This is a genomic window from Isoptericola sp. Y581, assembly GCF_059445475.1.
Map to the genome: position 1 here is coordinate 259,008 of NZ_JCAIUK010000005.1, position 24,757 is coordinate 283,764.

Annotated in this window: 24 protein-coding genes and 1 riboswitch; of the genes, 12 read left to right on the forward strand and 12 right to left on the reverse strand. The window is 73.1% G+C overall.

The window, feature by feature from the left end; all coding sequences use genetic code 11:
• A complete protein-coding gene (locus tag AC1C2W_RS11670; protein ID WP_495413176.1) occupies window positions 1-906 on the forward strand; it encodes a DUF4190 domain-containing protein in 906 nt (301 codons plus the stop codon).
• 26 nt (window positions 907-932) lie between these two features.
• Here the strand turns inward: AC1C2W_RS11670 and AC1C2W_RS11675 are convergent, their stop codons facing one another.
• The 5 genes from AC1C2W_RS11675 to AC1C2W_RS11695 form a co-directional block, all read right to left on the reverse strand.
• Window positions 933-1,958, reverse strand: coding sequence for a phosphoribosylaminoimidazolesuccinocarboxamide synthase (locus AC1C2W_RS11675; RefSeq protein ID WP_495413177.1), 1,026 nt, complete (start codon window positions 1,956-1,958; stop codon window positions 933-935).
• Window positions 1,959-2,264: 306 nt separating this feature from the next.
• On the reverse strand, window positions 2,265-3,578 hold the full coding sequence (gene purD / locus AC1C2W_RS11680) for a phosphoribosylamine--glycine ligase (protein WP_495389025.1): 1,314 nt from the start codon (window positions 3,576-3,578) through the stop codon (window positions 2,265-2,267).
• 165 nt (window positions 3,579-3,743) lie between these two features.
• Window positions 3,744-4,460: a transporter substrate-binding domain-containing protein gene (locus tag AC1C2W_RS11685; protein ID WP_495389026.1), complete on the reverse strand. Its 717-nt coding sequence runs from the start codon at window positions 4,458-4,460 to the stop codon at window positions 3,744-3,746.
• A 1-nt stretch (window position 4,461) separates the two neighbouring features.
• A complete protein-coding gene (locus AC1C2W_RS11690) occupies window positions 4,462-5,754 on the reverse strand; it encodes an adenylosuccinate synthase (protein WP_495389027.1) in 1,293 nt (430 codons plus the stop codon).
• A 160-nt stretch (window positions 5,755-5,914) separates the two neighbouring features.
• The gene (locus tag AC1C2W_RS11695; RefSeq protein ID WP_495389028.1) at window positions 5,915-6,274 is read right to left on the reverse strand and encodes an STAS domain-containing protein; all 360 of its coding nucleotides are present in this window, start codon (window positions 6,272-6,274) and stop codon (window positions 5,915-5,917) included.
• Window positions 6,275-6,363: 89 nt separating this feature from the next.
• On the opposite strand from AC1C2W_RS11695, the gene AC1C2W_RS11700 reads away from it, so the two are divergent.
• Entirely contained in the window at window positions 6,364-6,813 is a 450-nt protein-coding gene (locus tag AC1C2W_RS11700) for a DUF3151 domain-containing protein (RefSeq protein WP_495389029.1), read from the forward strand.
• A 127-nt stretch (window positions 6,814-6,940) separates the two neighbouring features.
• Here the strand turns inward: AC1C2W_RS11700 and AC1C2W_RS11705 are convergent, their stop codons facing one another.
• Complete coding sequence (locus AC1C2W_RS11705; protein WP_495389030.1) at window positions 6,941-9,112, reverse strand: ATP-binding SpoIIE family protein phosphatase; 2,172 nt, start codon at window positions 9,110-9,112, stop codon at window positions 6,941-6,943.
• A gap of 180 nt (window positions 9,113-9,292) precedes the next feature.
• Between AC1C2W_RS11705 and AC1C2W_RS11710 the strand changes: the two genes are divergently transcribed.
• Window positions 9,293-9,652, forward strand: coding sequence for an STAS domain-containing protein (locus AC1C2W_RS11710; protein WP_495389031.1), 360 nt, complete (start codon window positions 9,293-9,295; stop codon window positions 9,650-9,652).
• A gap of 124 nt (window positions 9,653-9,776) precedes the next feature.
• Here AC1C2W_RS11710 and fbaA read toward each other — a convergent pair whose 3' ends face one another.
• Together fbaA and AC1C2W_RS11720 are read right to left on the reverse strand one after the other, a co-directional pair.
• Complete coding sequence (gene fbaA / locus AC1C2W_RS11715; RefSeq protein ID WP_495389032.1) at window positions 9,777-10,796, reverse strand: class II fructose-bisphosphate aldolase; 1,020 nt, start codon at window positions 10,794-10,796, stop codon at window positions 9,777-9,779.
• Window positions 10,797-10,906: 110 nt separating this feature from the next.
• Window positions 10,907-11,611, reverse strand: a complete 705-nt coding sequence (locus AC1C2W_RS11720; RefSeq protein WP_495389033.1) for a TrmH family RNA methyltransferase — start codon at window positions 11,609-11,611, stop codon at window positions 10,907-10,909.
• An 89-nt stretch (window positions 11,612-11,700) separates the two neighbouring features.
• Here AC1C2W_RS11720 and AC1C2W_RS11725 point away from each other — a divergent pair, with 89 nt between their 5' ends.
• The gene (locus tag AC1C2W_RS11725; protein WP_495389143.1) at window positions 11,701-12,441 is read left to right on the forward strand and encodes an HAD-IIA family hydrolase; all 741 of its coding nucleotides are present in this window, start codon (window positions 11,701-11,703) and stop codon (window positions 12,439-12,441) included.
• Window positions 12,434-12,724: a hypothetical protein gene (locus AC1C2W_RS11730; protein ID WP_495389034.1), complete on the forward strand. Its 291-nt coding sequence runs from the start codon at window positions 12,434-12,436 to the stop codon at window positions 12,722-12,724. Before AC1C2W_RS11725 ends, AC1C2W_RS11730 begins: the two co-directional genes overlap by 8 nt.
• Before the next feature lie 19 nt (window positions 12,725-12,743).
• On the opposite strand, the gene pyrE is transcribed toward AC1C2W_RS11730, so the two are convergent.
• Window positions 12,744-13,322 carry an orotate phosphoribosyltransferase gene (pyrE, locus tag AC1C2W_RS11735; RefSeq protein ID WP_495389035.1) on the reverse strand — a complete coding sequence of 193 codons (579 nt, stop codon included), beginning with the start codon at window positions 13,320-13,322 and terminating at the stop codon, window positions 12,744-12,746.
• 87 nt (window positions 13,323-13,409) lie between these two features.
• The gene (locus tag AC1C2W_RS11740) at window positions 13,410-14,183 is read right to left on the reverse strand and encodes an SDR family NAD(P)-dependent oxidoreductase (protein WP_495389036.1); all 774 of its coding nucleotides are present in this window, start codon (window positions 14,181-14,183) and stop codon (window positions 13,410-13,412) included.
• A gap of 68 nt (window positions 14,184-14,251) precedes the next feature.
• On the opposite strand from AC1C2W_RS11740, the gene AC1C2W_RS11745 reads away from it, so the two are divergent.
• The gene (locus tag AC1C2W_RS11745) at window positions 14,252-14,764 is read left to right on the forward strand and encodes a VOC family protein (RefSeq protein ID WP_495389037.1); all 513 of its coding nucleotides are present in this window, start codon (window positions 14,252-14,254) and stop codon (window positions 14,762-14,764) included.
• A gap of 7 nt (window positions 14,765-14,771) precedes the next feature.
• Here AC1C2W_RS11745 and AC1C2W_RS11750 read toward each other — a convergent pair whose 3' ends face one another.
• A complete protein-coding gene (locus AC1C2W_RS11750; protein ID WP_495389038.1) occupies window positions 14,772-15,776 on the reverse strand; it encodes a ScyD/ScyE family protein in 1,005 nt (334 codons plus the stop codon).
• A gap of 203 nt (window positions 15,777-15,979) precedes the next feature.
• Between AC1C2W_RS11750 and AC1C2W_RS11755 the strand changes: the two genes are divergently transcribed.
• From AC1C2W_RS11755 to AC1C2W_RS11770, 4 genes are all read left to right on the forward strand, one after another.
• The gene (locus tag AC1C2W_RS11755; protein WP_495389039.1) at window positions 15,980-16,795 is read left to right on the forward strand and encodes a MerR family transcriptional regulator; all 816 of its coding nucleotides are present in this window, start codon (window positions 15,980-15,982) and stop codon (window positions 16,793-16,795) included.
• 48 nt (window positions 16,796-16,843) lie between these two features.
• Window positions 16,844-17,740 carry an exodeoxyribonuclease III gene (locus AC1C2W_RS11760; RefSeq protein ID WP_495389040.1) on the forward strand — a complete coding sequence of 299 codons (897 nt, stop codon included), beginning with the start codon at window positions 16,844-16,846 and terminating at the stop codon, window positions 17,738-17,740.
• Between the two features lie 50 nt (window positions 17,741-17,790).
• Window positions 17,791-18,459 (forward strand): septum formation family protein, encoded by a 669-nt coding sequence (locus tag AC1C2W_RS11765; protein WP_495389041.1) that lies wholly within the window; start codon window positions 17,791-17,793, stop codon window positions 18,457-18,459.
• 256 nt (window positions 18,460-18,715) lie between these two features.
• Window positions 18,716-18,881, forward strand: a riboswitch (cyclic di-AMP (ydaO/yuaA leader).
• 3 nt (window positions 18,882-18,884) lie between these two features.
• Window positions 18,885-19,730, forward strand: a complete 846-nt coding sequence (locus AC1C2W_RS11770; protein ID WP_495389042.1) for a C40 family peptidase — start codon at window positions 18,885-18,887, stop codon at window positions 19,728-19,730.
• Between the two features lie 120 nt (window positions 19,731-19,850).
• On the opposite strand, the gene clpB is transcribed toward AC1C2W_RS11770, so the two are convergent.
• The gene (clpB, locus tag AC1C2W_RS11775) at window positions 19,851-22,493 is read right to left on the reverse strand and encodes an ATP-dependent chaperone ClpB (protein ID WP_495389043.1); all 2,643 of its coding nucleotides are present in this window, start codon (window positions 22,491-22,493) and stop codon (window positions 19,851-19,853) included.
• Between the two features lie 250 nt (window positions 22,494-22,743).
• On the opposite strand from clpB, the gene AC1C2W_RS11780 reads away from it, so the two are divergent.
• Together AC1C2W_RS11780 and AC1C2W_RS11785 are read left to right on the forward strand one after the other, a co-directional pair.
• The gene (locus AC1C2W_RS11780; protein ID WP_495389044.1) at window positions 22,744-23,724 is read left to right on the forward strand and encodes an LppM family (lipo)protein; all 981 of its coding nucleotides are present in this window, start codon (window positions 22,744-22,746) and stop codon (window positions 23,722-23,724) included.
• Complete coding sequence (locus AC1C2W_RS11785; protein ID WP_495389045.1) at window positions 23,717-24,709, forward strand: alpha/beta hydrolase; 993 nt, start codon at window positions 23,717-23,719, stop codon at window positions 24,707-24,709. The genes AC1C2W_RS11780 and AC1C2W_RS11785 overlap by 8 nt, the downstream gene beginning before the upstream one ends.
• Window positions 24,710-24,757: the final 48 nt, after the last annotated feature.

Sequence of the window (24,757 nt, forward strand, 5' to 3'; positions counted from 1 at the left end):
ATGTCTGCACCGACTCCGCCCCCGGGCGACAGCGCACCCGACCCGTACTCCGCCCCCGACCCGAACCGCCTGGCGTCGGCCGAGCCGGCGACACCGTCTCCGACGGCCCCCGCGCCGCCCGCGGTTCCCTCCCCTGCGCCCTACACCCAGCAGGCGCCCTACGGCCAGGAATCGCCCTACGGCCAGCAGGCTCCTTACGGCCAGCAGGCGCCCTACGGCCAGCAGGCGCCCTACGGCCAGCCGGCGCCCTACGGCCAGCAGCCTCCCTACGGCCAGGGCGCGCCCGGCACCGACGGGTTCTCGATCACCGCACTGGTCACCGGGATCCTCTGGCTCAGCCCGTTCGCGATCGGGTTCGGTATCGCCGGCCTGCGCCGCACCCGGCGCACGGGGCGCTCCGGCCGCGGCCTGGCGATCGCGGGCATCGTGCTGGGCGCGCTGGGCCTGGTGGCCTGGCTGCTGTTCATCGGGCTGGTCGTGCTGGCGGTGAACAGCGACGAGTTCCAGGACGGCTTCCAGGAGAGCTACGACGAGGCGTACTCGGCGCAGACCGGCGCGAACCTGGCCGTCGGCGACTGCTTCGAGCCGCCCGCTGACGTGACCGAGCTCGAGGACGTCGTGACGCAGACCTGCGCGACCGCCCACGGCGCCGAGCTGGTGGGCGTGCACGACATGACGGACGCGGAGTTCCCCGGCACCGACTCCGTCGAGACCTCCGCCGCCGACGTCTGCTACGACCAGTTCGCCGACTACGTGGGCACGGACTACGACTCGTCCAGCCTCGACATGGTCTACCTGTACCCCACCGAGGCGTCCTGGGGGTTCGGGGACCGGCTGGTGCTCTGCTGGGCTGAGACGTCGGACGGCGTACCGCTCGAGGGCAGCGTCGCCGGCAGCGGCCTGTAGCCGCGTGCCGGCACCGCGGGGGCGCCTCAGCGCAGTGGCGCCCCCGTCAGCCGCTCGTACGCCTCGAGGTACCGGTCGCGGGTGCGCTCGACGACGTCGGCCGGGAGAGCGGGCGCCGGGGCGTCGCCCGACCGGTCCCAGCCCGACTCCGGCGAGGTGAGCCAGTCGCGCACGAACTGCTTGTCGAAGCTCGGCTGGGTGCGGCCCGGCTCCCACCCGTCGGCGGGCCAGAACCGCGACGAGTCGGGGGTGAGCACCTCGTCGCCCAGCAGGATCCGGGGTCCACGGGAGTCCCCGGAGCGGAGCGAGGAGACTCCGGGGGTGGAGGTGGCTCCCGTGGCCGGGTCGAGGCCGAACTCCAGCTTGGTGTCCGCCAGGATGAGGCCGCGCTCGAGCGCGATCTCCTCGGCCCGGGCGTAGACGGCGAGGGTGAGGTCGCGCAGGCGCGCGGCATCCGCGTCCCCGATCCGGCGCGCGACCTCCTCGAACGGCACGTTCTCGTCGTGCTCGCCCACCTCGGCCTTGGTTGCCGGCGTGAAGATCGGCGCCGGCAGGCGCGAGCCGTCGACGAGTCCGTCCGGCAGCGGGATGCCCGTGACCTCTCCCGACGCGCGGTACTCCGCGAGCGCGGAGCCGGTCAGGTAGCCGCGGGCCACGCACTCGACGGGGAACATCTCGAGGCGGCGGCAGATCATCGCGCGCCCGGCGACGACATCGGGCACCAGCCCGTCGCCCGGCTCGGCGCTCGCCTCGGTGGACACCACGTGGTTGTCCACGACGTCGGCGAGCTGCTCGAACCACCACAGGCTGAGCTGCGTCAGCACCACGCCCTTGTCCGGGATGCCAGGCGCCAGCAGGTGGTCGTAGGCGGAGATCCGGTCCGAGGCGACGACGAGCACGACGTCGCCCAGCGGGTGCACCCCGCCCATGGCGGGCAGGTCCGGCTCGTACAGGTCGCGGACCTTGCCGGAATAGACGTGCCGCCACCCCGGCAGGTCGAGCGGTCCCCCGGCGAAGGCGTCGGGCTGGTCGGCGTCGCGCGTCTCAGTCACGGCGCCCAGTCTTCCACCCCTTGGCGGCGGGAAACGGCGCACCTCCTGCTCCGGCGGTGTCGGAGGACGACGCGTTGAACGGGGTGACGGTCATCCCGACCGGGATCGAGACTCTCTGATCACGACGATCTCATCCACGCCAGATCGACGCGATCGGCATCGCCCAGATGCGCTCTCCGAGCTGGCAGGTGAGCCTCCCCGTGTGGAGGACGACACCGCGTCGGAGGGTGTCACCCAGCTCGTCGCATAGCCACGCCAGGTGACGGGCGTCGCGCTCGCTCGATCGGTACGGGCCGCACGACACGCTCAGGGGACGGCGACCCCGCCGCGCTCGGCCTTCAGCGCGATGTCGCTGCGGTGGTGCGACCCGTCCAGGGCGATCTTCGCAACCCCCGCGTACGACGCGGCCCGCGCGGCGGCGAGGTCCGCCCCGCGTCCGACCACGGAGAGCACTCGGCCGCCCGCGGACACCAGCGTGCCGTCGTCGGCCAGCGCCGTACCCGCATGCAGCACGTGCACGCCGTCGACCGACCCGGCGTCGTCGATCCCGGTGATGGCGTCGCCCTTGCGCGGCGACTCCGGGTAACCCTGGGAGGCGACGACCACGTTGACCACCGCGTCGTCCGACCAGCGCAGCGGCTCGATGCCGTCGAGCCGGCCCGTGGCGGACGCGAGCAGCACGCCCGAAAGCGGGGTGCGCAGCCGCGCCAGCACGGCCTGGATCTCGGGGTCGCCGAAGCGGGCGTTGAACTCCACCACCCGGGTGCCGCGGCCGGTCAGCGCGAGCCCCACGTACAGGACGCCGGAAAACGGCGTGCCGCGGCGGGCCATCTCGTCGACGGTGGGCTGCGCGATGCGGTCGATCACCTCGGCCACCAGGCCCGACGGCGCCCAGTCCAGCGGCGTGTAGGCGCCCATGCCGCCGGTGTTCGGGCCGGCGTCGTCGTCGCCCACGCGCTTGAAGTCCTGCGACGGCACCATCGGCACCACGCTCGTGCCGTCGCACAGGCAGAAGACCGACACCTCGGGGCCGTCGAGGTACTCCTCGACGACCACCCGGCCGCCCTCCCCGCGGGCCCGGAGCGCCTCGCGGGCGTGTTCGAGGGCGGCGGCGCGGTCGGACGTCACGACGACGCCCTTGCCCGCGGCGAGCCCGTCGTCCTTGACGACGTGGGGCGCACCGAACGCGTCGAGCGCGTCTGCCACCTGCTCCACAGTCGTGCACACGTGCGCCATCGCGGTCGGCACGTTCGCGGCGGCCATGACGTCCTTCGCGAACGCCTTCGACCCCTCCAGCTGCGCTGCCTCGGCCGACGGGCCGAAGCACGGCACCCCGGCCTCGCGGACGGCGTCCGCGACCCCGGCCACGAGCGGCGCCTCGGGCCCGACGACGACCAGGTCGACGCCGAGCGACCGCGCCAGCGCGGCGACGGCGCGGCCTTCGTTCGCGTCCACCGGGTGCAGTGTGGCCTGCGCGGCCATGCCCGGGTTCCCGGGGGCGGCGTGCAGCTCGTGCGCCGGCTCCGCGGCCGATCCGGGGGCGCCGTCGGCGGCCTCGAACGCGAGGGCGTGGACGATGGCGTGCTCGCGGGCACCGGTCCCGACGACGAGGATCTTCACGGGCAGCCATGCTAACCGCCGAGATAGAGAACCTCCGCCCGCGAGATAGAGAGGCGGGAGCCGCGAGATAGAGAGCGCGGAAACATCGTTCCGCGCTCTCTATCTCGCGGGCGGAGGTTCTCTATCTCGCGGGTGGAGGTTCTCTATCTCGCGGGTGGAGGTTCTCTATCTCGGCGTCGCGACGGTGGCGTCCTGGCCGGAGCGGGCCAGTGAATCCGTGACGAACCCGTCCGCCGTCAGCCCGGCGACGACGTCGCGCAGCCACGCCACGCCGGCCGGGTCGCGGTCGCGCCCGGTGGCGACGGCCTGCCGGATCTCGGTGAACCGCGGCTCGACGAGGCGCAGTCCCGGACGCTCGGCCACGTAGCGGGTCAGCGGCTGCCGGATCCCCGCCGCGACCTCAAGCCCTTCGCGCGCGAAGACCTCCACACCGTCGGCCCCCCGCACCACCTCCGCGTGCTGCAGGGTGCGTGTGAGGAACAGGTCGTACGCCGAGCCCTCCTTGACGCCGACGCGCACGCCGGGCCGGTCGACGTCGTCGGCGATGCGTACGGGCGAGCCTTCGGGCACGGCGAAGACACCCTCGATCAGCACGTACGGGTCGGTGAACGCGACCTGGGTGGCCCGCTCGGGCTCGACGGCGAGGAAGCCGACGTCGACCCGGCCCTCCGCAACGGCCGCGAACGACAGCCGCGCCGCGTCGACGCAGTCCAGGTGGACGGGCACGTCGAGTCGGCGCGCCAGCTCGCGTGCCAGGTCGACCGTGACGCCCGACGGTGCCTGCGGCGTGCCCTGCGCCAGCACGGGGTTGCCCAGGTTGATCACCGCGCGCAGCGTCCCCTGCGGCGCGAGGGCGGTCATGACCTGCTCGGGGGCGCCCACGTCAGCGCGCGTGGATCAGGTCGTGCACCGGGATGATCTCGTCGCGGCGCGGGCCCACGCCCACCGCGGAGATGCGGCAGCCGGAGAGCTCCTCGAGCCGCTCGAGGTAGGCCTGCGCGTTCTTCGGCAGGTCCTCGATGGTCCGGGCGGTGGAGATGTCTTCCCACCACCCGGGCAGTTCCTCGTAGATCGGGGTCGCGTGGTGGAACGCCGACTGGTCGTCGGGCATCTCGTCGTACCGCGTGCCGTCCACGTCGTAGGCCACACACACCGGGACCTTCTCCAGGCCGGTCAGCACGTCCAGCTTGGTGACCACCAGGTCCGTCAGCCCGTTGATGCGCGACGCGTACCGCGCGATGACGGAGTCGTACCAGCCGCACCGCCGGGCGCGGCCGGTGGTGACGCCGTACTCGCCGCCGGTCTTGAGCAGGTACTCGCCCATCTCGTCGAACAGCTCGGTCGGGAACGGGCCCTCGCCCACGCGCGTCGTATAGGCCTTGATGACGCCGATGACGGAGTCGATCCGCGTGGGCCCGATGCCGGAGCCGGTCACCGCGCCGCCGGCCGTCGCGCTCGATGACGTGACGAACGGGTACGTGCCGTGGTCGATGTCGAGCATCGTCGCCTGGCCGGCCTCGAAGAGGACGTTCTTGCCGGCGTCGAGCGCCTCGTTGAGCACCAGCGGCGTGTTGGCGACCATCGGCTGCAGCCGCTCGGCGTGGGCGAGCAGCTCGTCGACGGTCTCGTCGATGTCGACCCCGCGCCGGTTGTAGACCTTGACCAGCAGGTGGTTCTTCTGGTCGAGGGAGCCCTCGACCTTCTCCCGCAGGATCTTGGGGTCGAACAGGTCGGCGATGCGGATGCCGACCCGGTTGATCTTGTCGGCATACGCGGGGCCGATGCCGCGCCCGGTGGTGCCGATGCGGCGCTTGCCGAGGAAGCGCTCGGTGATCTTGTCGAGCGTGCGGTGGTACCCGGCGATGACGTGCGCCTGGCTCGAGACCAGGAGCCTGGAGACGTCCACACCCCGCTCGATGAGGTCGTCGAGCTCCTCGAACAGCACGTCGATGTCCACGACGACGCCGTTGCCGATCACCGGCACGACGCCGGGCGACAGGATGCCCGAGGGCAGCAGGTGGAGGGCGTACTTCTCGTCGCCGATGACGACGGTATGGCCCGCGTTGTTGCCGCCGTTGAACTTCACGACGTAGTCGACCCGGGACCCGAGCAGGTCCGTGGCCTTCCCCTTGCCCTCATCGCCCCACTGGGCACCGACGAGCACCACGGCTGGCATGAAATCTCCTCGCATCGACGAGGCCCGGCATGTCACCCGTCAGCGGGCCGTCCTCGGCCGGGCCGCGCCCGAGTTTACCCGGCCGTGGTCCGGATGCTGGTTGAGCCTGTCGAAACCCCTCGGCGGGGTTTCGACAGGCTCAACCAGCGGTGGCGCGACCTCAGCCGGGCCGGTGCGACGCCGGCGCGGGCGGTGCGGGTGCGGACTCGCACCGGTGGTCGCGGTCGATGCGGAACAGGTCGAGGGCGCCGCACACCTCGAGCACGAACAGGTCGCGCTCGTCCGCGCCGCGCAGCACGGTGGCGCCGCCGCGCTTACGACCCGCGTCGGCGAGGGAGATGAGGAACGCCGCGCCCGTGGAGTCCATGAACGTGACCCGGCACATGTCGATCACCAGCAGCTGCCGGCGCAGTCCCACCACCCGGGTGGCGATCTCCGGGAACTGGTCGCGCTCGGCGAGGTCGAGGTCCCCTGCGACCACGAGCGTCGTCGTCGTCGAAGACGTCGCGATCTCGATCATGATGCCGAGCGTACCCGCGCCGGGCCCCGCGCGACGCGCGAGGAGCCAAGGGACACCGCGCTGCCGGGATCCGGTCCAGAATGAGTGCCATGACCTCCCCCCTGGACGACCTGCTCGGCGGACCGCCGACCACCCGCCTGCCCGACGACGATCCCCAGGTGCGCGAGGGCCTCGACACCGGCGAGGACCCGGCCCGGCTCGCCGCCGACCACCCGACGTCGTCCCTGGCATGGGCCGTGCTGGCGGAGCGCATCCTCGCCGGCACGGACGCGGGGCCGAGCGCCGCCCGCTCGGTCGCGGCCTACGCGTACGCCCGTACCGGCTACCACCGTGGCCTCGACGCGCTGCGCCGCGCCGGCTGGCGCGGCCAGGGCCCGATCCCCGCCGACCACGTGCCCAACCAGGGCTTCCTGCGCGCCCTCGCCGCCCTGGCCACGGCCGCCCGCCAGATCGGCGAGGACGCCGAGGCCGACCGCTGCGAGCAGTTCCTCCGCGACTCCGGCACCTCCGCCGAGGAGGTCCGCGCGCTCGCTGGTTGAGCTCGCGTCGTCCCGAGCTCGTCGAAGGGTCGAACCCGCTGGTTGAGCCTGTCGAAATCCGATCCGTGGTCTCGACAGGCTCGTCCGACGAGGACGAGCGGCACTCGACCGACGGGACGGGCGGCTACTAGGGCGCCGCGGCGTCCGCGCGCAGCTTGGCCCAGACGAGCTTGCCGGAGCCGGCGGGCCGCCACCCCCAGTCGGCCAGCCGCTCCACGATCTGCATCCCGAACCCGCCGACGCGGTTGGGGTGGCCGTCGGTGGTGACGGGCGGTGCGGGGTTGGAGTCCTCCACCTCGATGCGGAGCCCGTCGCCGGTGTCGAAGAGCCGCAGCGCGATGTTGCCCCAGCCGTGCAGCACCCCGTTGGCGACCAGCTCGGAGACGACGAGCTCGGCGGAGGCGGACTCGGGCAGCCCCCAGGCCTGGCAGGTGCGCAGGACGGCGTGCCGGGCCCGCCCGATCGATGCCGGTTCGCTGGGCAGCAGCCAGCGCCGCGACCGCGGGCTCAGCGGCTGGATCTGGGAGTCGGCGATCGGGTCGGGCACGCGGACCACGACGAGCGCCACGTCGTCCTCGGGCGCGTCGGCGAGTCGGGAGAGCAGCTCCTCCCCCACCCCGGCGGCGTCCCGCGCCGTGATCCGGCCGGACGTCTCGATGAGGGCGTCCAGACCGACCTTGAGCGACCGGTCCCGGCGCTCGATGAGGCCGTCGGTGTAGAAGAGCATCACGTCCCCGCGGCGCAGCTCGACCTGCCCCGTGGTCCGCGGTCGGGTGCCGAAGCCGATGAGCGACCCGGCCCCGCCGGAGAGCTGGGTGACCTTCCCGTCGCGCAGCAGCAGGGGCGGCAGGTGGCCGGCCCTGGTGTACTGCACGGTCCAGGCGTCGCTGTCCTGCTGGTGCCGCAGGGTCGCGTACACCATCGACGCGGAGCGCGGGATCCGCATCCCGGTCACCAGCTGGTCCACCCGGTCCACGACGATCCCTGGCGTCGCCAGCTCGAACGCGTACGACCGCACCACCGACCGGAGCTGCCCCATGGCCGCGGCCGCCTCGACGTCGTGCCCGACGACGTCCCCGACGACGAGGCCGACGGTGTCGTCGCTGATCTGCATGACGTCGTACCAGTCGCCGCCCACCTGGGCGTGCTCGGCGTTCGGGGCGTAGTAGGTCCACACGTCCAGCCCGGAGACGTCTGCCTGCTCGGGCAGCATCGCGCGCTGCAGCGCCTCGGCGAGCCGGTGCTCGCGCGCGTACAGGCGCGCGTTGTCGATCGCGGTGCCGGCGCGGCGCGCCACGACCTCGATCACGGTGTGCACGTGGTGCGGCTCGGACGGGTTGGCCCAAGACTCCTCGGTGACTGTGCCGTCGGCCGCCACGCCGACGCCGTGCCAGGTGGCGAGCAGTCCCAGCACGCGACGGCGCCCGGCGACGGCGTGCACGACGATGGCCCGCGGGAGCGCCCCGGTCTCCTCGACCACGCGGCGCAACAGGTCGCGGCGCAGCCACCCGGAGGCCGAGTGCGCGGGGAAGCGGGCGTCGAGCCGCAGGAGGACGGGTCCCTCGACGACGCCCTCGAGGAGGTCCTGCACCTGGTCCCGCACCAGCTCGTGGGGCTCGTCCTGGACGTCTGCCTCAGGGGCGTCGGGCACGTAGCGGGCGTGCCGCCGGCCGCGGCCGCTCGGAGGCGAGGCGACGTCGACGCCGCCGGCGAAGAGGAGGCCGTCGTCGTTGACGTAGAACCCGGCCCACGGCACGAGGGCGCGCAGCAGGTCGGCGATGTCGCGAAGGGCGTACGGGTACTCCAGGTCGCCGAGCAGCTCGGTCGTCTGGGCGATGAGGTCGAGGTCGGCGCGCTCCCGGCGCTCGACCTCGAGGGAGGCGAGCTGCGCGGCCTGCCGCTCCACGTGCGTCGAGACGTCGGTCGCGGTGCCGAACCAGCGGCGCACCTCGCCGTCGTCGTCGGGCACCGGGGACATCGTCACCTGCCACCACGTGACGCCCCCGGCGGGGTGGCGGCCGCGCACCATCCGGGTGGTTGGGCGGCCCGCGCGCAGGTCGTCCTGGCTGCCTTCCCGCTCCACATCGTCGTCGACGAGCTCCAGCAGCGGGTGCTTGCCCAGGACGGCGAGGTCGGACACCCCGATGCCAGTCTCCCGGCCGAACGCGGCGTTGACCCACAGCACCGGCATGCCGTCGTCCCACATTCCGGTGACGAAGGCTGGGATGATGGCGCTCGAGAGCGCCGCATCGAGAAATCCCCCAGGGAGGGGCGGCACAGGACCGGATGAATCGGTCATAATGCCTCCACTGCCGAGATTCCCCGCTCTGGTTGGTGTTCTTGCTGGTCATTCAACCGTAGATTGGTGTCCGCCGAGACTTGAGGTGAACGCCCCGCGCGTGGAAGGAGCACCGTGCACGACGGATCGAACTCGACCCCACGTGACCCGCGGCGTGCGGACGTGTGGGAGGCAGACGCTATGCCCGAGCTGGGCGACCCCGCGAGCGTGCACGTCATCGTCGGCGCGTCACGCGCCCGTGTCGTGCTGTCCGGCGAGATCGACGCCGACATCGGCGCCGAGCTCGGCGAGGCGATCTCGGACGCCGAGGGCTCCGGCCTTCCCGTCGAGATCGACGCCCACCACGTCACCTTCATGGACTCCTCGGGCGTCGCGTTCCTCGCCCGGCTCGCCTCGCGCAGCCCGCACCGGGTGCGTGTGCTCCGCGCGCCGCCCACGGTGCGCTTCCTCCTCGAGGTCACCCGGATCGGTGAGCTGCTCGAGATCGTCGACGTCGACCCGGGCTTCGACCTGGGCGACTCGACCAAGACAACGAGATAACGAGTGCCTCACGCCGAGGTAGTTCGAAAATCGCCGAGGTAGTTCACAAGAGGCGGCCCGCACGAGGTGCGGGCCGCCTCTTGTGAACTACCTCGGCGATTTTCGAACTACCTCGGCGTGATGGTCACATCTTGTGGCCGGCGGAGCGAAGCTGCTGTGCGGCCTCGACGATGCGTGCCGCCATGCCGCCCTCGGCCAGCTTGCCCCAGGCACGCGGGTCGTAGGCCTTCTTGTTGCCCACCTCGCCGTCGATCTTCAGGACGCCGTCGTAGTTCTTGAACATGTGCTCGACGACCGGGCGCGTGAACGCGTACTGGGTGTCGGTGTCGATGTTCATCTTGATGACGCCGTTGTCGACGGCCTCGGAGATCTCCTCGGCCGTGGAGCCCGAGCCACCATGGAACACGAGGTCGAACGGGTTCGCCTTGCCGATCTCGTCGCCGACGGACTTCTGGATGTCCGCGAGGATCGACGGGCGCAGCTTGACCGCACCCGGCTTGTACACACCGTGCACGTTGCCGAACGTGAGGGCGGTCAGGTAGCGGCCCTTCTCGCCGGCGCCCAGCGCCCTGATCGTGGCCAGGCCGTCCTCGGCCGTGGTGTAGAGCTTGTCGTTGATGGCGGCCTCGTGGCCGTCCTCCTCGCCGCCCACGACGCCGATCTCGACCTCGAGGAGGGTCCGCGCGGCCTGCGAGAGCTCGAGCAGCTCGGCGGCGATGACAAGGTTCTCGTCCAGCGGGATGTCCGAGCCGTCGAACATGTGCGACTGGAAGGTCGGGTTCTTGCCCGCCTTGACCTGCTCGGCCTCGAGGGCGAGCAGCGGGCGCACCCAGGAGTCGAGGTTCTTCTTGACGCAGTGGTCGGTGTGGATGGCGATGTTCACCGAGTAGTTCTTCGCGACCTCGGTGGCGTACGCCGCCAGGGCCAGCGAGCCGACGACGCGGTCCTTGATCGTGGAGCCCGACGCGTACTCGCCGCCGCCCACGGACACCTGGATGATGCCGTCCGACTCGGCCTCGGCGAAGCCCTGGAGCGCGGCGGTGACGGTCTGCGACGACGTGATGTTGACGGCGGGGTAGGCGAACTTGCCGGCCTTCGCCCGGTCGATCATCTCGGCGTAGACCTCGGGGGTTGCGATAGGCATCTGCGGTACTCCAATGACGGGGCGTACGGGGATGCATCGGGCTGCGACGTCGCGACCGGACACCGAGCTGCCCGCATGCAGCCTGATTTTCTCACGCCCGGTCGGGAGAGTCACATGCCGTCGGGTCCGTGAGACGGCGACGCCGTCGAGGGGGCCGCCGGAGAGAGCCACCGCGACGCCCAGACCTGCATCGCGATCGCGCCCGCGGCACCCGCGTTGAGGGAGCGCGTGGACCCGTGCTGGGTGATGTGCACGACGTCGACGCACGCCGCCTGCGCCTCGGGGGTCAGGCCCGTGGACTCCTGCCCGAAGAGCAGGACGCAGCGCGCGGGCAGCGCGTATCCCTCCAGCGGCACCGAGCCGGGCACGTTGTCGACGCCGAGCACGGGGAGGCCTTCGGCGGCCGCCCATGCCGCGAGCGCCGCCGCGTCCGGGTGGTGGTGGGTGTGCAGGTAGCGGTCGGTGACCATGGCGCCGCGCCGGTTCCACCGCCGGCGGCCGACCACGTGCACCCCGGCGGCGTTGAACGCGTTGGCGGTGCGCACCACGGAGCCGATATTGAGGTCGTGCGCCCAGTTCTCGATGGCGACGTGCAGGGTGCGGTCGGGCGGGCGGCGGGCGTCCAGGTCGGCGGCGACAGCCTCGACCGACCAGTACCGGTACCGGTCGACGACGTTGCGCCGGTCGCCGTGCGCGAGGAGCTCGGGGTCGTAGCGCGGGTCGGGGGCGCCGCCGGGCAGACGCGGCCACGCGTCCGGGCCGCCAGGCCATGGGCCGACGCCGACCTCCCGCCCGTCGTCCCCGCCCGTCGTCATACGCACCATCCTGGCCCACGCACGGCGGCGGCCCGCGCACTAGGGTGGCGGCTGTGAGTGAACGAAGGATCGACTCCTGGCTGAGCGACATGGACGGCGTGCTCGTGCACGAGGGGAGGGCCATCCCCGGGGCGGCGGAGTTCGTCCGGGCGCTGCGCGAGGCGGAGCGCCCGTTCCTCGTCCTCACGAACAACTCGATCTTCACGCCGCGCGACCTGCGGGCCCGGCTCAAGGCGTCCGGCATCGAGGTGCCGGAGCAGGCCATCTGGACGTCGGCGCTCGCCACGGCGCAGTTCCTCACCGACCAGATCCCGAACGGGTCGGCGTACGTGATCGGCGAGGCGGGCCTCACCACCGCCCTGTACGAGGGGGGCTACACGCTCACCGAGTCGAACCCGGACTACGTGGTGCTGGGCGAGACCCGCACCTACTCGTTCACGGCGATCACCAAGGCGATCCGCCTCGTGCGCGACGGCGCTCGGTTCATCGCCACCAACCCGGATACCACCGGCCCGTCGGCGGAGGGGCCGCTGCCCGCGACCGGCGCCGTCGCGGCGATGATCCAGGCCGCGACGGGGCGCTCGCCCTACTACGTCGGCAAGCCGAACCCCATGATGTTCCGCTCCGCGCTCAACCGGATCGACGCCCACTCGGAGACCACGGCGATGATCGGCGACCGCATGGACACCGACGTCGTCGCGGGCATCGAGGCCGGGCTGGAGACCTTCCTCGTCATGACCGGCTCCACCACCGCGGACGAGGTCGACACCTACCCGTTCCGCCCGTCGCACGTGGTGGACTCGATCGCCGACCTGATCGACCGTGTCTGACACCACCGCACCGGGCCCGGACGAGGACCCGACGGCCCACGACCGTCGATCCGTGGTGCTCCCGGTCGCGGCGGTCGTCGTCGGTGCGCTGCTGGCCGCCGTGGGCACGTGGCAGGCCCTGACCTGGGACTTCTCGTTCGGCTGGTTCGCCTACGCCCCGTTGTCGGACACCACGTTCGCGCCGAGGATCCCGAACTACTGGCTCCCGCCGGCGATGATCGGCGTCGGCGCGCTGCTCGTCGGGCTGGGTACCGGTTTCCTCCTGGGGCGCCGACGGCGCTGACGCCGCAGGACTCGCTCGCTCAGACGAGGCCGAGGTCCGCCAGGTCGTAGAGGTAGTGGTAGGGGACACCGAGCGCCTCGATCTTCTCGCCGGCTCCGGTGGCGCGGTCGACGATGGTGGCGCAGCCCAGCACCTCGGCGCCAGCGGCGCGCAGCGCCTCGATGGCCTGGATCGGGGAGCCGCCGGTCGTCGTCGTGTCCTCGAGGACGACCACCTTGCGGCCGGCGACCTCGGGGCCCTCGATCTGGCGCTGCATGCCGTGCGCCTTCGCGGCCTTGCGGACGACGAACGCGTCGAGGTCCTGCCCGCGCGACGCGGCGGCGTGCAGCAGCGCGTCCGCGATGGGGTCGGCGCCGAGCGTCAGGCCGCCGACGGCGTCGATCTCCGCGGTGCCGAGGCCGACCTCCTCGAGGTGGTCGAGCAGCACGTGGCCGACGAGCGGGGCAGCGCGATGGTGCAGCGTGATGCGGCGCAGGTCGACGTAGTAGTCGGCCTCCTTACCGGACGACAGCGTCACCTTGCCGTGCACGACGGCGAGCTCGGTGATGAGGTCACGCAGCTGCTCGCGGGGGGTCGGGGAGAAGTCGGCGGTGGTCACGGGCACCAGGGTACGGGGCCGGGCACCACGGAATCAGCGGCGGTCAGCGGGGGGTCGGCGGGGGTCAGCGGCGGTCAGCGGGAGGGGTCAGCGGTACTTGCCGACCGCGCGCACGACGGCCCGGGGCGCGAGGCGCAGCAGCGCCGAGGCCGCCTTGTACCGGACGGAGGGCGTGGAGATGACGACCCCCCGGCGCACGTCGGCCAGGGCCTCGGAGACCACCGCCGGCGCCTCGAGCCAGCCGATCTCGGGCAAGGACGTCATGTCGACGCCGGCCCGGTCGTGGAACTCGGTGTGCACGAAGCCGGGGCACAGCACGGTCGCGGTGACGCCGGTGCCCTTGAGCTCCACCGCGAGCCCCTCGGTGAACGACCGCACATACGCCTTGGCCGCCGCGTAGGTGCCGCCGGCCGTGAGCGCGGCGACGGACGCCACGTTGAGGATCGCGCCGCGGCCGCGGGAGGTCATCTGCCCGGCAGCGGCGTGGGAGAGCACCAGCACGGCGCGGACCATGACGTCGAGGGCCGACAGCTCGACCGCGAGGTCGCCGCCCACGAACCGCTGCGCCGTCGCGAACCCGGCGTTGTTGACGAGCAGGCCCACCGGGCGCCGGTCGTCGCCATCCTCCGCGCCGGTGACGGCGAGCCGGGCGGCGACGCGGTCCAGGTCCTCGGGCACGGACAGGTCGGCCGAGAGCACCTCCACGCGCACCCCCGCGGCGGCGCGCACCTGCGTGGCGAGCTGTTCGAGCCGGTCGCGGTCGCGGGCCACGAGCACGACGTCATGCCGCGCGGTGGCGAGCTGCCAGACGAACTCCAGGCCGAGGCCGGCGGTGGCGCCGGTGACGAGCGCGGTTCCCATGGGGGCAGCCTAGACGGCCCGGCAGGGACACTTGACCCTGACGCGGCGTGAGGCTGCACGCTGGCCGCATGACCGACAACACCTTCCCCGCGTTCAGCATCAGCCCGGTGCCGCTGCCCGGTGCCGGTGTGCAGCCGCCCGAACAGTTCCGCGGCATCTACGGCATGCCCATGTTCGCCAACGTCCCCACGGACGACCTCGAGGCGTCGACCGACTTCTGGGTGAACGGCCTAGGCTTCTTCGAGTTCTTCGCCGCGCCGGGCACCGTGGTGCACCTGCGTCGCTGGGCGTTCCAGGACGTGCTGCTCGTGCCCGCCGCGCCCGCCGCCGAGCCGGGGCCGCTGAGCCTGAGCTTCTCCTGCGTGCAGGGCGAGATCGACGAGATCGCGGCCGCCTGCGAGCGCGTCGCCCCCGGCTCGTCCACCGGCCCGCGGCTACAGCCGTGGGGCACCCTCGACCTGGAGGTCGTGACCCCCGAGCGCACCCGGGTGGTCATGACCGCCGCCCGCCCCTGGGACCCCGCCAGCCCGGAGGCCCAGACCGTGCGCGACGACCTGGGCTTCGGGGCCCCGGAGGCGTGACCCGGGGTCAGTGACCCCCGCCGTGCCCGTGCCCATGCCCATGCCCCAGGGGGACCGTCCACACCTCCCCGGTGAGCGTGACGACGTACGCCGTGTCGCGGACGATCTCGACGGACGTCGGCTGGTCCAGGCCGGACGCGACGACGCGCAGGGCGCCGCCCCGCCCGACCTTCATGAGCTGGCCCGTGTTCGGGTCCGCGGGCGACCCCTCGGGGTTGGTCGGCGTGAACACGCCCTGCGCGAGCGCGTACAGCCCGCTGCGGCCCTTCTCGACGTCGACGAGCAGCCGGCCGCCGGAGGCGACCTCCTGCACGCCGGCGCGCCCGGGCCGGAACGCCACGACCTTCCCGTCCGCGGGGAGGTGCGGCACCGGGCCGGCCTGGGCGACCAGTACGGTGCGGCCGACGGTCTCGAGCCCTGTGGGGACGACGTTGCCGAGGGTGAGGACCTCCGTGATCGAGCCGCGCGGCGACACGCGCAGCACCCGGTTGAGGTGGCCGTCGGTGACCAGGAAGGCGCCGCGGTACGTCTCGAGGCCGAACTGCACGCCGGTCGGCACGAAGAAGTCGGTCTCGGGCGGGTGCTCGACGGACCAGGCGCCGATGTCCGCGACGGGGGTGACGGACCCGGACCGGCCGACCCGGTAGAGGCCGGAGACGTCCGGGTCGGCGGCGAGGGTCACGAGGACGTACGCGGTGCGGCCGAGGAAGGCGACGTCGAGCGCACCGCCCGGCGTCCCCTCGACCTGCTCGGGCAGGCCGGACGCGAACGTCGTGACCTGACCGGTGCGGCGGTCGATCCGGGAGACCTCCCCCGACTGCGGTTCCGTGACGTAGAGGGCGCCGTCGGGGCCGACGGCGCTGCCGCCGCCGCCGGACAGGTCGGACGCCAGCAGCGCCGGGTCGGCGTGCCCGGGGCCGGGCCGTGGTGAGGTCGCGACGGCTGCGGACGCCGCGGTGGTCGCGAGGAGCGTGGACAGGACGATGGCGGTGATGCGGCGTGGGGTACGCATGGGGACCCCTCCCATGGGCGCGTCGTTGCACAACTGTGGGTCGGGCCCGGCGCGTCCGATGACGTCCGCGTACCGGGTCGGGAGATGGCGCTGCCCCCTCGCCGATCGACATTACGCCCGCCGGGCACCGCCGTCACGGGCCGGTGCGGCGGGCAAGCGTCGCCGGCCGGGAGCGCGGGGACGAGGCCGGGGAGACTGAGGGCATGACGCCCCGACCGACGCACCAGCGTTCCCGCGCCGACGGCCTCACCGTCGGCGTCGCGGCCCGCGCCGCGGGCGTCACCGTCCGCGCGCTGCACCACTGGGACGCGGTGGGCCTGGTCCACCCGTCCGCGCGTACGGCCGCCGGGTACCGGCTGTACACGGCGTCCGACCTGACGCGGGTGCACCGCGTGGTCGTGTACCGCGACCTCGACGTGCCGCTCGACGAGATCGCCGCGCTGCTCGACGCGCCCGAGGGTGCGGACGCGTCCCTGCGCCGACAGCGCGACCTGGTGCGCGAGCGCCTGCGCCGCCTGGAGCGGGCGGCCGGCGCCCTCGACCGGCTGGTCGAGGCGCGCGAGCGCGGCGTCCTGCTGTCTCCCGAGGAGCAGGTCACGCTGTTCGGCGACCATTGGCAGCCCTCGTGGGCGGCCGGCGCGCGCGAGCGCTGGGGCGACACCGCCCAGTGGGCCCAGTTCGCGGAACGAGCGGCCGAGCGCAGCCCGGAGGAATGGCAGGAGGTCGGCGCGGAGGCCGAGGCCGTGCTCGTGGCGCTCGCCGACGCCATGGGACGCGGCGTGCGGCCGGGCACAGTCGAGGCCGACGCGTCGGCCGAGCGGCACCGTGCGTCGCTCGGCGCGTACTTCGACGTCACGCCCGCCATGCACGTGGTCATCGGGCATATGTACGCCGCCGACCCGGACTTCGCCGCCAACCACGACTCGCGCCGGCCCGGCCTGACCGCGTGGCTGCGCGACGTGATCGACGCGAACGCCCGCGCGCACGGCGTCGACCCGGACACCGCGACCTGGGAGTGATCCACAGGCCCGCCCGCTCCCCCGCGGTCCGCCGGTAGCCTGGCGCCCGTGCGCCTCGCCACCTGGAACGTGAACTCCATCCGTGCCCGCCTCGACCGCGTGATCGCTTTCCTGGAACGCTCCGGCACGGACGTGCTCGCGATCCAGGAGACCAAGTGCCGCGACGAGCAGTTCCCCATCGCGGCGTTCGAGGCCGCGGGGTACGAGGTGGCGCACGTCGGGCACTCGGCATGGAACGGCGTCGCGATCGCATCCCGGGTCGGGATCGCCGACGTCGAGACGTCGTTCCCCGGGCAGCCCGGCTTCGCCAAGCCCGCGGCGCCGCGCTCCCCCGCGAGCAAGGACGACGATGCGCCGGCGGAGGCGCCCGACGCGACACCCGACGAGGTGCCGGCCACCCTGCTCGACGTCCCGCCGCCCGTGGAGGCGCGCGCCCTGGGTGCCACGTGCGGCGGCGTGCGCGTCTGGTCGCTGTACGTGCCGCACGGCCGCGCGATCGGCGACCCGCACTACGCCTACAAGCTCGCGTGGCTCGACACGCTGCGCGAGGACGCGTGCGGCTGGCTCGCCGCCGACCCCGACGCCCAGGTCGCTCTCGTGGGCGACTGGAACGTCATCCCGCTCGACACGGACGTCTACGACCCGGCCGCATTCGCCGGACACACCCACGTCACCCCCGCCGAGCGGGAGGCGTTCGCCGCCTTCGCCGACGCGGGATACACCGAGGTGACGCGCGAGCATCTGCCGGCCGAGCACACCTACACGTACTGGGACTACCAGCAGCTCGCCTTTCCCCGGAACAAGGGCCTGCGGATCGACTTCGCGTACGCCTCGCCCGCGGTGCGGCGTCGCGTGACCGGCGTGGCGATCGATCGCGACGAGCGCAAGGGCAAGGGCGCGAGCGACCACGTGCCGGTGATCCTCGACCTGTCCGACGCCGCCTGAGGCGGGCCGGGACCTCCAGGAGCAGGCCGTGAGCACGCGATGAGCAGACCATGAGCACAGACCCGTCGACCCCCGACGCCGCGGTGGGTCAGCACCCGCCGGACCCGACCTTTGCGGCGCCGACCCCGCCCGGCGTCCTGCCGGCCGAAGGTCTGGCCGACGCGCCGCTCCCCGGCGGCTCCACGGGGGCCCTCCCGGCGACGTCGTCCCGCCCGACCCCCTCGCCTGGGGACCGCGCCCGCGGGCGGCGGCGAGCCACCCGCGCAGCCGCGGGCGTCGTCGCGCTCGCCGCGGTCGCGGGCGGTCTCGCGCTCGGGGTCGCGACAGCGCGCGACCGGGCGTGGGCGCCGCTGCCGCCCGACGTCGCGTCCCCGAAGGAGGCGAACGCCGTGCAGCTCGTGCTGGGCTCGTGCCTGCGCGACCTGCCGGACGGCGACCTCGCCCGGGTCACCGCGGTGCCGTGCGGGGAGGACCACGCCGCGCAGGTGGTGGGCCGCACCGACGCCGCCCCGGACGCCGTCTGGCCGGGCACGGACGCCCTGGTGCGCCGGACCTCCGCCGTGTGCGGGCCGGAGCAGCTCGGGCCCGCCGGTCGCGACGTCGAGGGCGTGGAGTTCGTCGTCCTGACGCCCTCCGAGGCGGGGTGGGAGGCGGGGGACCGCGCCGGGCTGTGCCTCGCGGTGCCGGAGGGCGGCGGCGCCGTCGACCTGCTGTCCTGAGCCGCACCGACGCTGATACGTCCCGGCGCCGATGGCTACAGTGATCTTCGTCACATTCGGCGCCAGGCCTTGCGCCCGGTTCGGAGGGTGATGTCCGGACTCGTCCTGCGCGGACGCTGGGAGGTCGTCGCCGGGCGCACCACGCCCGGTGTTATCGGAACGTGCCCACGGAGGGTCGGCGGGGTTAGCGTCCTTCGACGGCGCCTGCTCCAGGTGCCGGCCGACCGGGACGCAGCCGAGTGCTGCCGGCGTCCCGGTGACCACGAAACTCACGGCAGCAGCGGGAGACCCACATCTCTTCCGGCCGGCCGCCCGGACCGACACGGTCCGGACGCTCCCGGCCTTGGGGTTCAGCCATCTTTCGATGGCAGGCCAACGATCTCGGCCTCACCCGACAGCTCATCTCGCAGGCTGGAGGTCCACCCATGCCCACGACCCTCGACCCTGCGCGCCCCGGCACCGTCGCCGTGGCGGCCTCCCGCCCCCGGCGCGCCATCGTCGCCCTCGGCCTCGCCGCAGCCCTCACCGGCGGCGGCCTCGTCGCCACCGCCCCCCACGCCTCCGCCGCGACCGGCTCGGCGTCCGCGAGCGTCAGCTCCGTCGCCGTCCACACCGCCAAGGCCAAGACCAAGCCCCGCACCGTCTTCAAGGCGACCAAGCACACCGTCGCCAGGACCTCGGGCAAGTACCGCCCCGCGTTCTCGATGAAGGTCACGCACGCCGGCAAGGCCGTCTCCGGTCGCGCCAAGCTGGTGCTGAACGGCAAGGTCGTCTCGACCAGGAAGCTGCACAGCGGCAAGTCGACGTTCAAGCCGTACTGGTCCACGTACAAGTCGGGCAAGAACCGGGTACGCATCGTCGTCTACCCGACGTCGAACAACCTCGCGAACAAGTCGTCGCGCACCACCGGCGTGACCAAGAAGACCGGGTCGTCCGTCGTGGCGCTCGCCAAGAAGCAGGTCGGCAAGCGCTACGTGTCCGGCGCCGCCGGCCCGAACTCCTTCGACTGCTCCGGTCTCACCTCGTACGTGTACAAGAAGGCGATCGGCAAGAAGCTCCCGCGGACGTCCTCCGCCCAGAGGAACGTCGGCAAGGTCATCTCGCGGAGCAAGGCCAAGCCCGGTGACCTCATCTGGTCCCCCGGGCACGTCGCCATCTACGTCGGCAACGGCAAGCAGATCGACGCCGCCCGCCCGGGGGTCGGCGTGGTCAAGCGCTCGATCTGGCAGAGCAGCCCCAAGTTCATCCGCGTCAGCAGCAAGGCGATCTGACCTTCTCGCCGAGATAGACAAGCTGGTTCGCCGAGATAGAGAAGCTCGAAGGACGCCGCGACAGATCGCGGCGTCCTTCGAGCTTCTCTATCTCGGCGAACCAGCTTCTCTATCTCGGCGTCAGAGGACGGTCACCACGAGGCCAGCGGCGTCGGGCGCCCGGTCCACGACCACCGTGCTGCCGTCGGACACCGTGCCCGCGAGCAGCTCCTTGGCCAGCCGGTCGCCGATCTCGCGCTGCACCAGTCGGCGCAGCGGGCGGGCGCCGTACGCGGGGTCGAACCCCTCGAGCGCCAGCCACTCCCGCGCGGCGGGCGTGACGTCCACCGTGATGCGCCGGTCGGCCAGCCGCTGGGCGAACGCCGCGACCTGCAGGTCGACGATCTCGCCGAGCTCCTCGACGCTCAAGGCGTCGAAGATCACCACGTCGTCGAGCCGGTTGAGGAACTCCGGCTTGAACGACGCGCGCACGGCCGCCATGACGGCCTCGCGCCGGGCGGCGTCGTCCAGGGCCGGGTCCACGAGGAACTGCGAGCCCAGGTTCGACGTCAGCACCAGGATGACGTTGCGGAAGTCGACGGTGCGGCCCTGGCCGTCGGTGAGGCGGCCGTCGTCGAGCACCTGCAGCAGGATGTCGAAGACCTCGGGGTGGGCCTTCTCCACCTCGTCCAGCAGGACGACGGAGTAGGGCCGGCGCCGCACGGCCTCCGTGAGCTGGCCGCCCTCCTCGTAGCCGACGTACCCGGGGGGCGCGCCGACCAGCCGGGACACCGAGTGCTTCTCGGAGTACTCCGACATGTCAATGCGCACCATGGCGCGCTCGTCGTCGAACAGGAAGTCCGCCAGCGACTTGGCGAGCTCCGTCTTGCCCACGCCCGTGGGGCCGAGGAAGAGGAACGACCCGGTGGGCCGGTCGGGGTCGGAGACGCCGGCCCGCGAGCGCCGCACCGCGTCGGAGACCATGCGCACGGCCGCCTTCTGGCCGATGAGCCGCGCGCCGATGACGTCCTCCATGTGGAGGAGCTTCTCGGACTCGCCCTGCAGCATGCGCCCGGCCGGGATGCCGGTCCAGGCGGAGACCACCTCGGCGATCTCGTCCGCGCCGACCTTGTCGGCGATCATCGGACCTTGCGGGTTGAGCTGGTCGAAACCCTGCTCCTCGGTCTCGGCAGCCCCGACCGACGACTCCGCCTCGGCGCGCTCGGCCGCGTCGAGCTCGCGCTCGACCTGCGGGATCTCGCCGTACAGGATGCGGGCCGCGCCCTCGAGGTCGCCCTCGCGCTGCAGCCGGTCGGACTCGGTGCGCAGCTCGTCGATGCGGGCGCGCAGGTCGCCGACCCGGTTGTGGCCGGCCTTCTCCGACTCCCACCGCGCCGTGAGCGCGGCGAGCTCCTCGCGACGGTCGGCGAGGTCGGCGCGCAGCTTCTCCAGCCGCTCGCGCGACGCCGCGTCGCCGGTGCTCTCGGCGTCCTTGAGCACGACCTCCTCCATCTCGAGGCGCGTGACGGCGCGCTGCAGCTCGTCGATCTCGATCGGCGAGCTGTCCATCTCCATGCGCAGCCGCGACGCGGCCTCGTCGACGAGGTCGATCGCCTTGTCCGGGAGCTGGCGGCCGGTGATGTACCGGTCGGACAGCGCGGCGGCGGCGACCAGGGCCGAGTCGGCGATCGTCACCTTGTGGTGCGCCTCGTACCGCTCCTTGAGCCCGCGCAGGATGGCGACCGTGTCTTCCACGGACGGCTCGCCCACGAAGACCTGCTGGAAGCGCCGCTCCAGGGCCGGGTCCTTCTCGATGTGCTCGCGGAACTCGTCGAGCGTCGTGGCGCCGACCATCCGCAGCTCGCCGCGCGCGAGCATGGGCTTGAGCATGTTGCCGGCGTCCATCGCGCCCTCGCCACCGGCGCCCGCTCCGACGACGGTGTGCAGCTCGTCGATGAAGGTCACGACCTCGCCGTCCGACGAGGTGATCTCCTCGAGCACGGCCTTGAGCCGCTCCTCGAACTCGCCGCGGTACTTGGCGCCCGCGACCATGCTCGGCAGGTCGAGGGCGACGAGGCGCTTGTCACGCAGCGACTCGGGCACGTCGCCGGCCACGATCCGCTGGGCCAGCCCTTCGACGACGGCGGTCTTGCCGACGCCGGGCTCGCCGATGAGCACGGGGTTGTTCTTGGTGCGACGGCTCAGCACCTGCACCACGCGGCGGATCTCGGCGTCGCGCCCGATGACCGGGTCGAGCCGGCCGTCGCGCGCAGCCTGCGTGAGGTCGGTGCCGTACTGCTCCAGCGCCTTGTACGTGCCCTCGGGGTTGGGGCTTGTGACGCGGCTCGACCCGCGGACGGCGGGGAGCGCGGCACGCAGAGCGTCGGCGGTGGCGCCCGCCTCGGTGAGCGCCTGCGCCGCGGGCGACTGCCCGGCCGCCACCCCGATGAGGAGGTGCTCGGTCGAGACGTACTCGTCGCCGAGGGACTCGGCCTCCTTGCCGGCGTTCTCGAGCACCGCGCTCATGGCGCGCGACGGCGAGGGCTGGGCGACGGCGGAGCCGCTGACCTGCGGGAGCGCGACGAGGGCGGCCCGCGTGCGCTGGCCGATCTGCTGCGCGTTGGCGCCGACGGCATCGAGCAGGCCGGCAGCGACGCCGCCCTGCTGCTGCAACAGGGCGGACAGCAGGTGCACGGGCTCGAGCTGGGGATTGCCCGCCGCCGACGCCGACTGCACGGCGTCGCCGAGCGCCTGCTGCGACATGGTCGTGAGCTTGATGTCCATGGGACCTCCGTGATGACAGGGAAAACGTCTGTTCGGGGAACGCCTCCAAAGTTGAGTCTATTCCGCTCAACTTTGGTCGCAACCGCCAGCGTGTGCGCTGGTCGAGCCCGGTGGCTCGCCGCCCACGGCTAGGGGATGCTGGGGCGGTGACCACTCGAACCGGCGGCCGCCGCCGTCTCCGCACCGCGATCGCGGCGACGCTCGCCGCCGTCGGCCTCCTCGCCCTCGCCGGCTGCATGAAAAAGTCGACATGGACCTCACGCTGTCCGAGGACGACAGCGTCTCCGGCACCATGATCATGGCCTTCTCCAACCAGCTGGCCGAGACCATGGGCATGGAGCCCAGCGAGCTCTGGGACCAGGCCGGGAGCGAGCTCCAGCAGGACCTGCCCGAGGGCGCCACCCATGAGCCGTACTCCGACGACGAGTACACCGGCACCCAGATCACCTTCGCCGACATCCCGCTCGAGGAGTTCGACTCCGGCGGCGCCACCGGCGAGCAGCTGAGCGTCACCCGCGACGGCGACGAGTACGTGGTGGACGGCACCATGGACCTGTCCGAGGGCGCCGACCAGATGGGCTCGCTGCCCGAGGGCGTCATGGACTCGTTCGACGTGCAGATCTCGGTCACGTTCCCCGGCGCGGTGGGCGACACCAACGGCACGGTCGACGGCAGCACCGTCACCTGGACGCCCGCGTTCGGCGAGACCACCGAGATCCACGCCCGGGGCGCGGCCGAGCCCGGCGCGGGCGACTTCCCGTGGTGGATCGTCGGGCTCGTCGTGGGGCCGATCGTCATCGGCCTCATCGTCTGGTTCGTCGTGCGGAACAACCGCCGTTCCACCGCCGTCACCGGCGACTCCGCCCTCGCTGCGGGCACCGCGCCCGGAGCCGGCCCGACGCCCGGAGCCGGCCCGACGCCCGGAGCCGGCCCAGCGCCCGGAGCCGGCCCGACGCCGGAGGAGCAGGTGTTCGGCGCGCCCCCGGCGGCTGCGGCGCCGACCGCCCAGCCCGGGGCCGAGCCCGGCACCGGCCCCGTCGCGGAACCTCTGGAACCCGAGCCCGCCCCCGACTCGCCCGCGCCGTCCGGGCCGACCACCGGCCCGGTCGCCGAGCCGCTCGAGCCGAGCCAGCCGACCCAGCCCATCGAGCCGGAGACGCGCGCCGACGGCCCCGACACCGACGGCCCCGACACCGAGCGCCGCCCGACCGACCCGCCCCAGGGTGCCTGACGCGCGCGGCGCCGCCGGCGCCGTCGGGGCGTGGCGAGCCGACGTCCTCGGCGCGGACTTCGAGGCCCGCAGCCTGCCGCTCCCGGGCGGCGCCGAGGCCGTGCTGGTGCGGCACGTCCCGTCCACCCCGGGCAGCGACACCGGCACCCCGCCCGCCCGGACCGCCGTCCTGTACGTGAACGGCTTCGTCGACTACTTCTTCCACCCGCACGTGGCGCGCGCGGTCGCCGACCGTGGCCCCGCGTTCTACGCCGTCGACCTGCGCGGCCACGGGCGGGCGCTGGCCGCGCACACGGCCGCGGGGCACGACCCGAACCTCGTGACCGACCTCGCGCTGTACGCCCAGGACCTCGACGCCGCGGCCGACGCCGTCCGGGCGGCGGGCCACGAGCGGCTGGTCGTGCTGGGGCATTCGACGGGCGGCCTGATCGCCCCGTTGTGGGCGTCCGCCCGCCCCGGGCGGGCGGACGCGCTGGTGCTCAACAGCCCCTGGCTCGAGCTCAACGAGGGCTGGCTGAAGCGCGGACCCGTGACGTGGGCGATCGACGTCGTCGGGAGGTTCGCGCCGCGGCTCGTCGTCGGCTCGCCCGGGGAGCACTACGGGCCGGCACTGCACCACGAGTCGGGTGGCGAGTGGGACTTCGACCTCGCTTGGAAGCCGCACCACGGCTTCCCTGCGCGCGCGGGCTGGCTCCGCTCGGTGCGTCGCGCGCACCGGCGGGTGGGCCGCGGTCTGGACCTGACGATCCCGGTGCTGGCGCTCTCCTCGAACCGTTCCGGCCCTGCCCGGGCGTGGCACCCTGAGCTGGTCACCACCGACTCCGTGCTCGACGTCGAGCACATCCGCGAGCGGGCGCCGCGCCTGGGCACGGACGTCACCCTCCGCATCATCCCCGGCGGCGCGCACGACCTCGCCCTGTCGCCCGAGCCCGCCCGCGACACCTACCTCGCCGCCGTCCTCGACTGGGTCGACGAGCTCCCCTAGCTCGCCGAACAGGCGGTTGACACCGTGATGCGTCCGAAGACGGCCCCA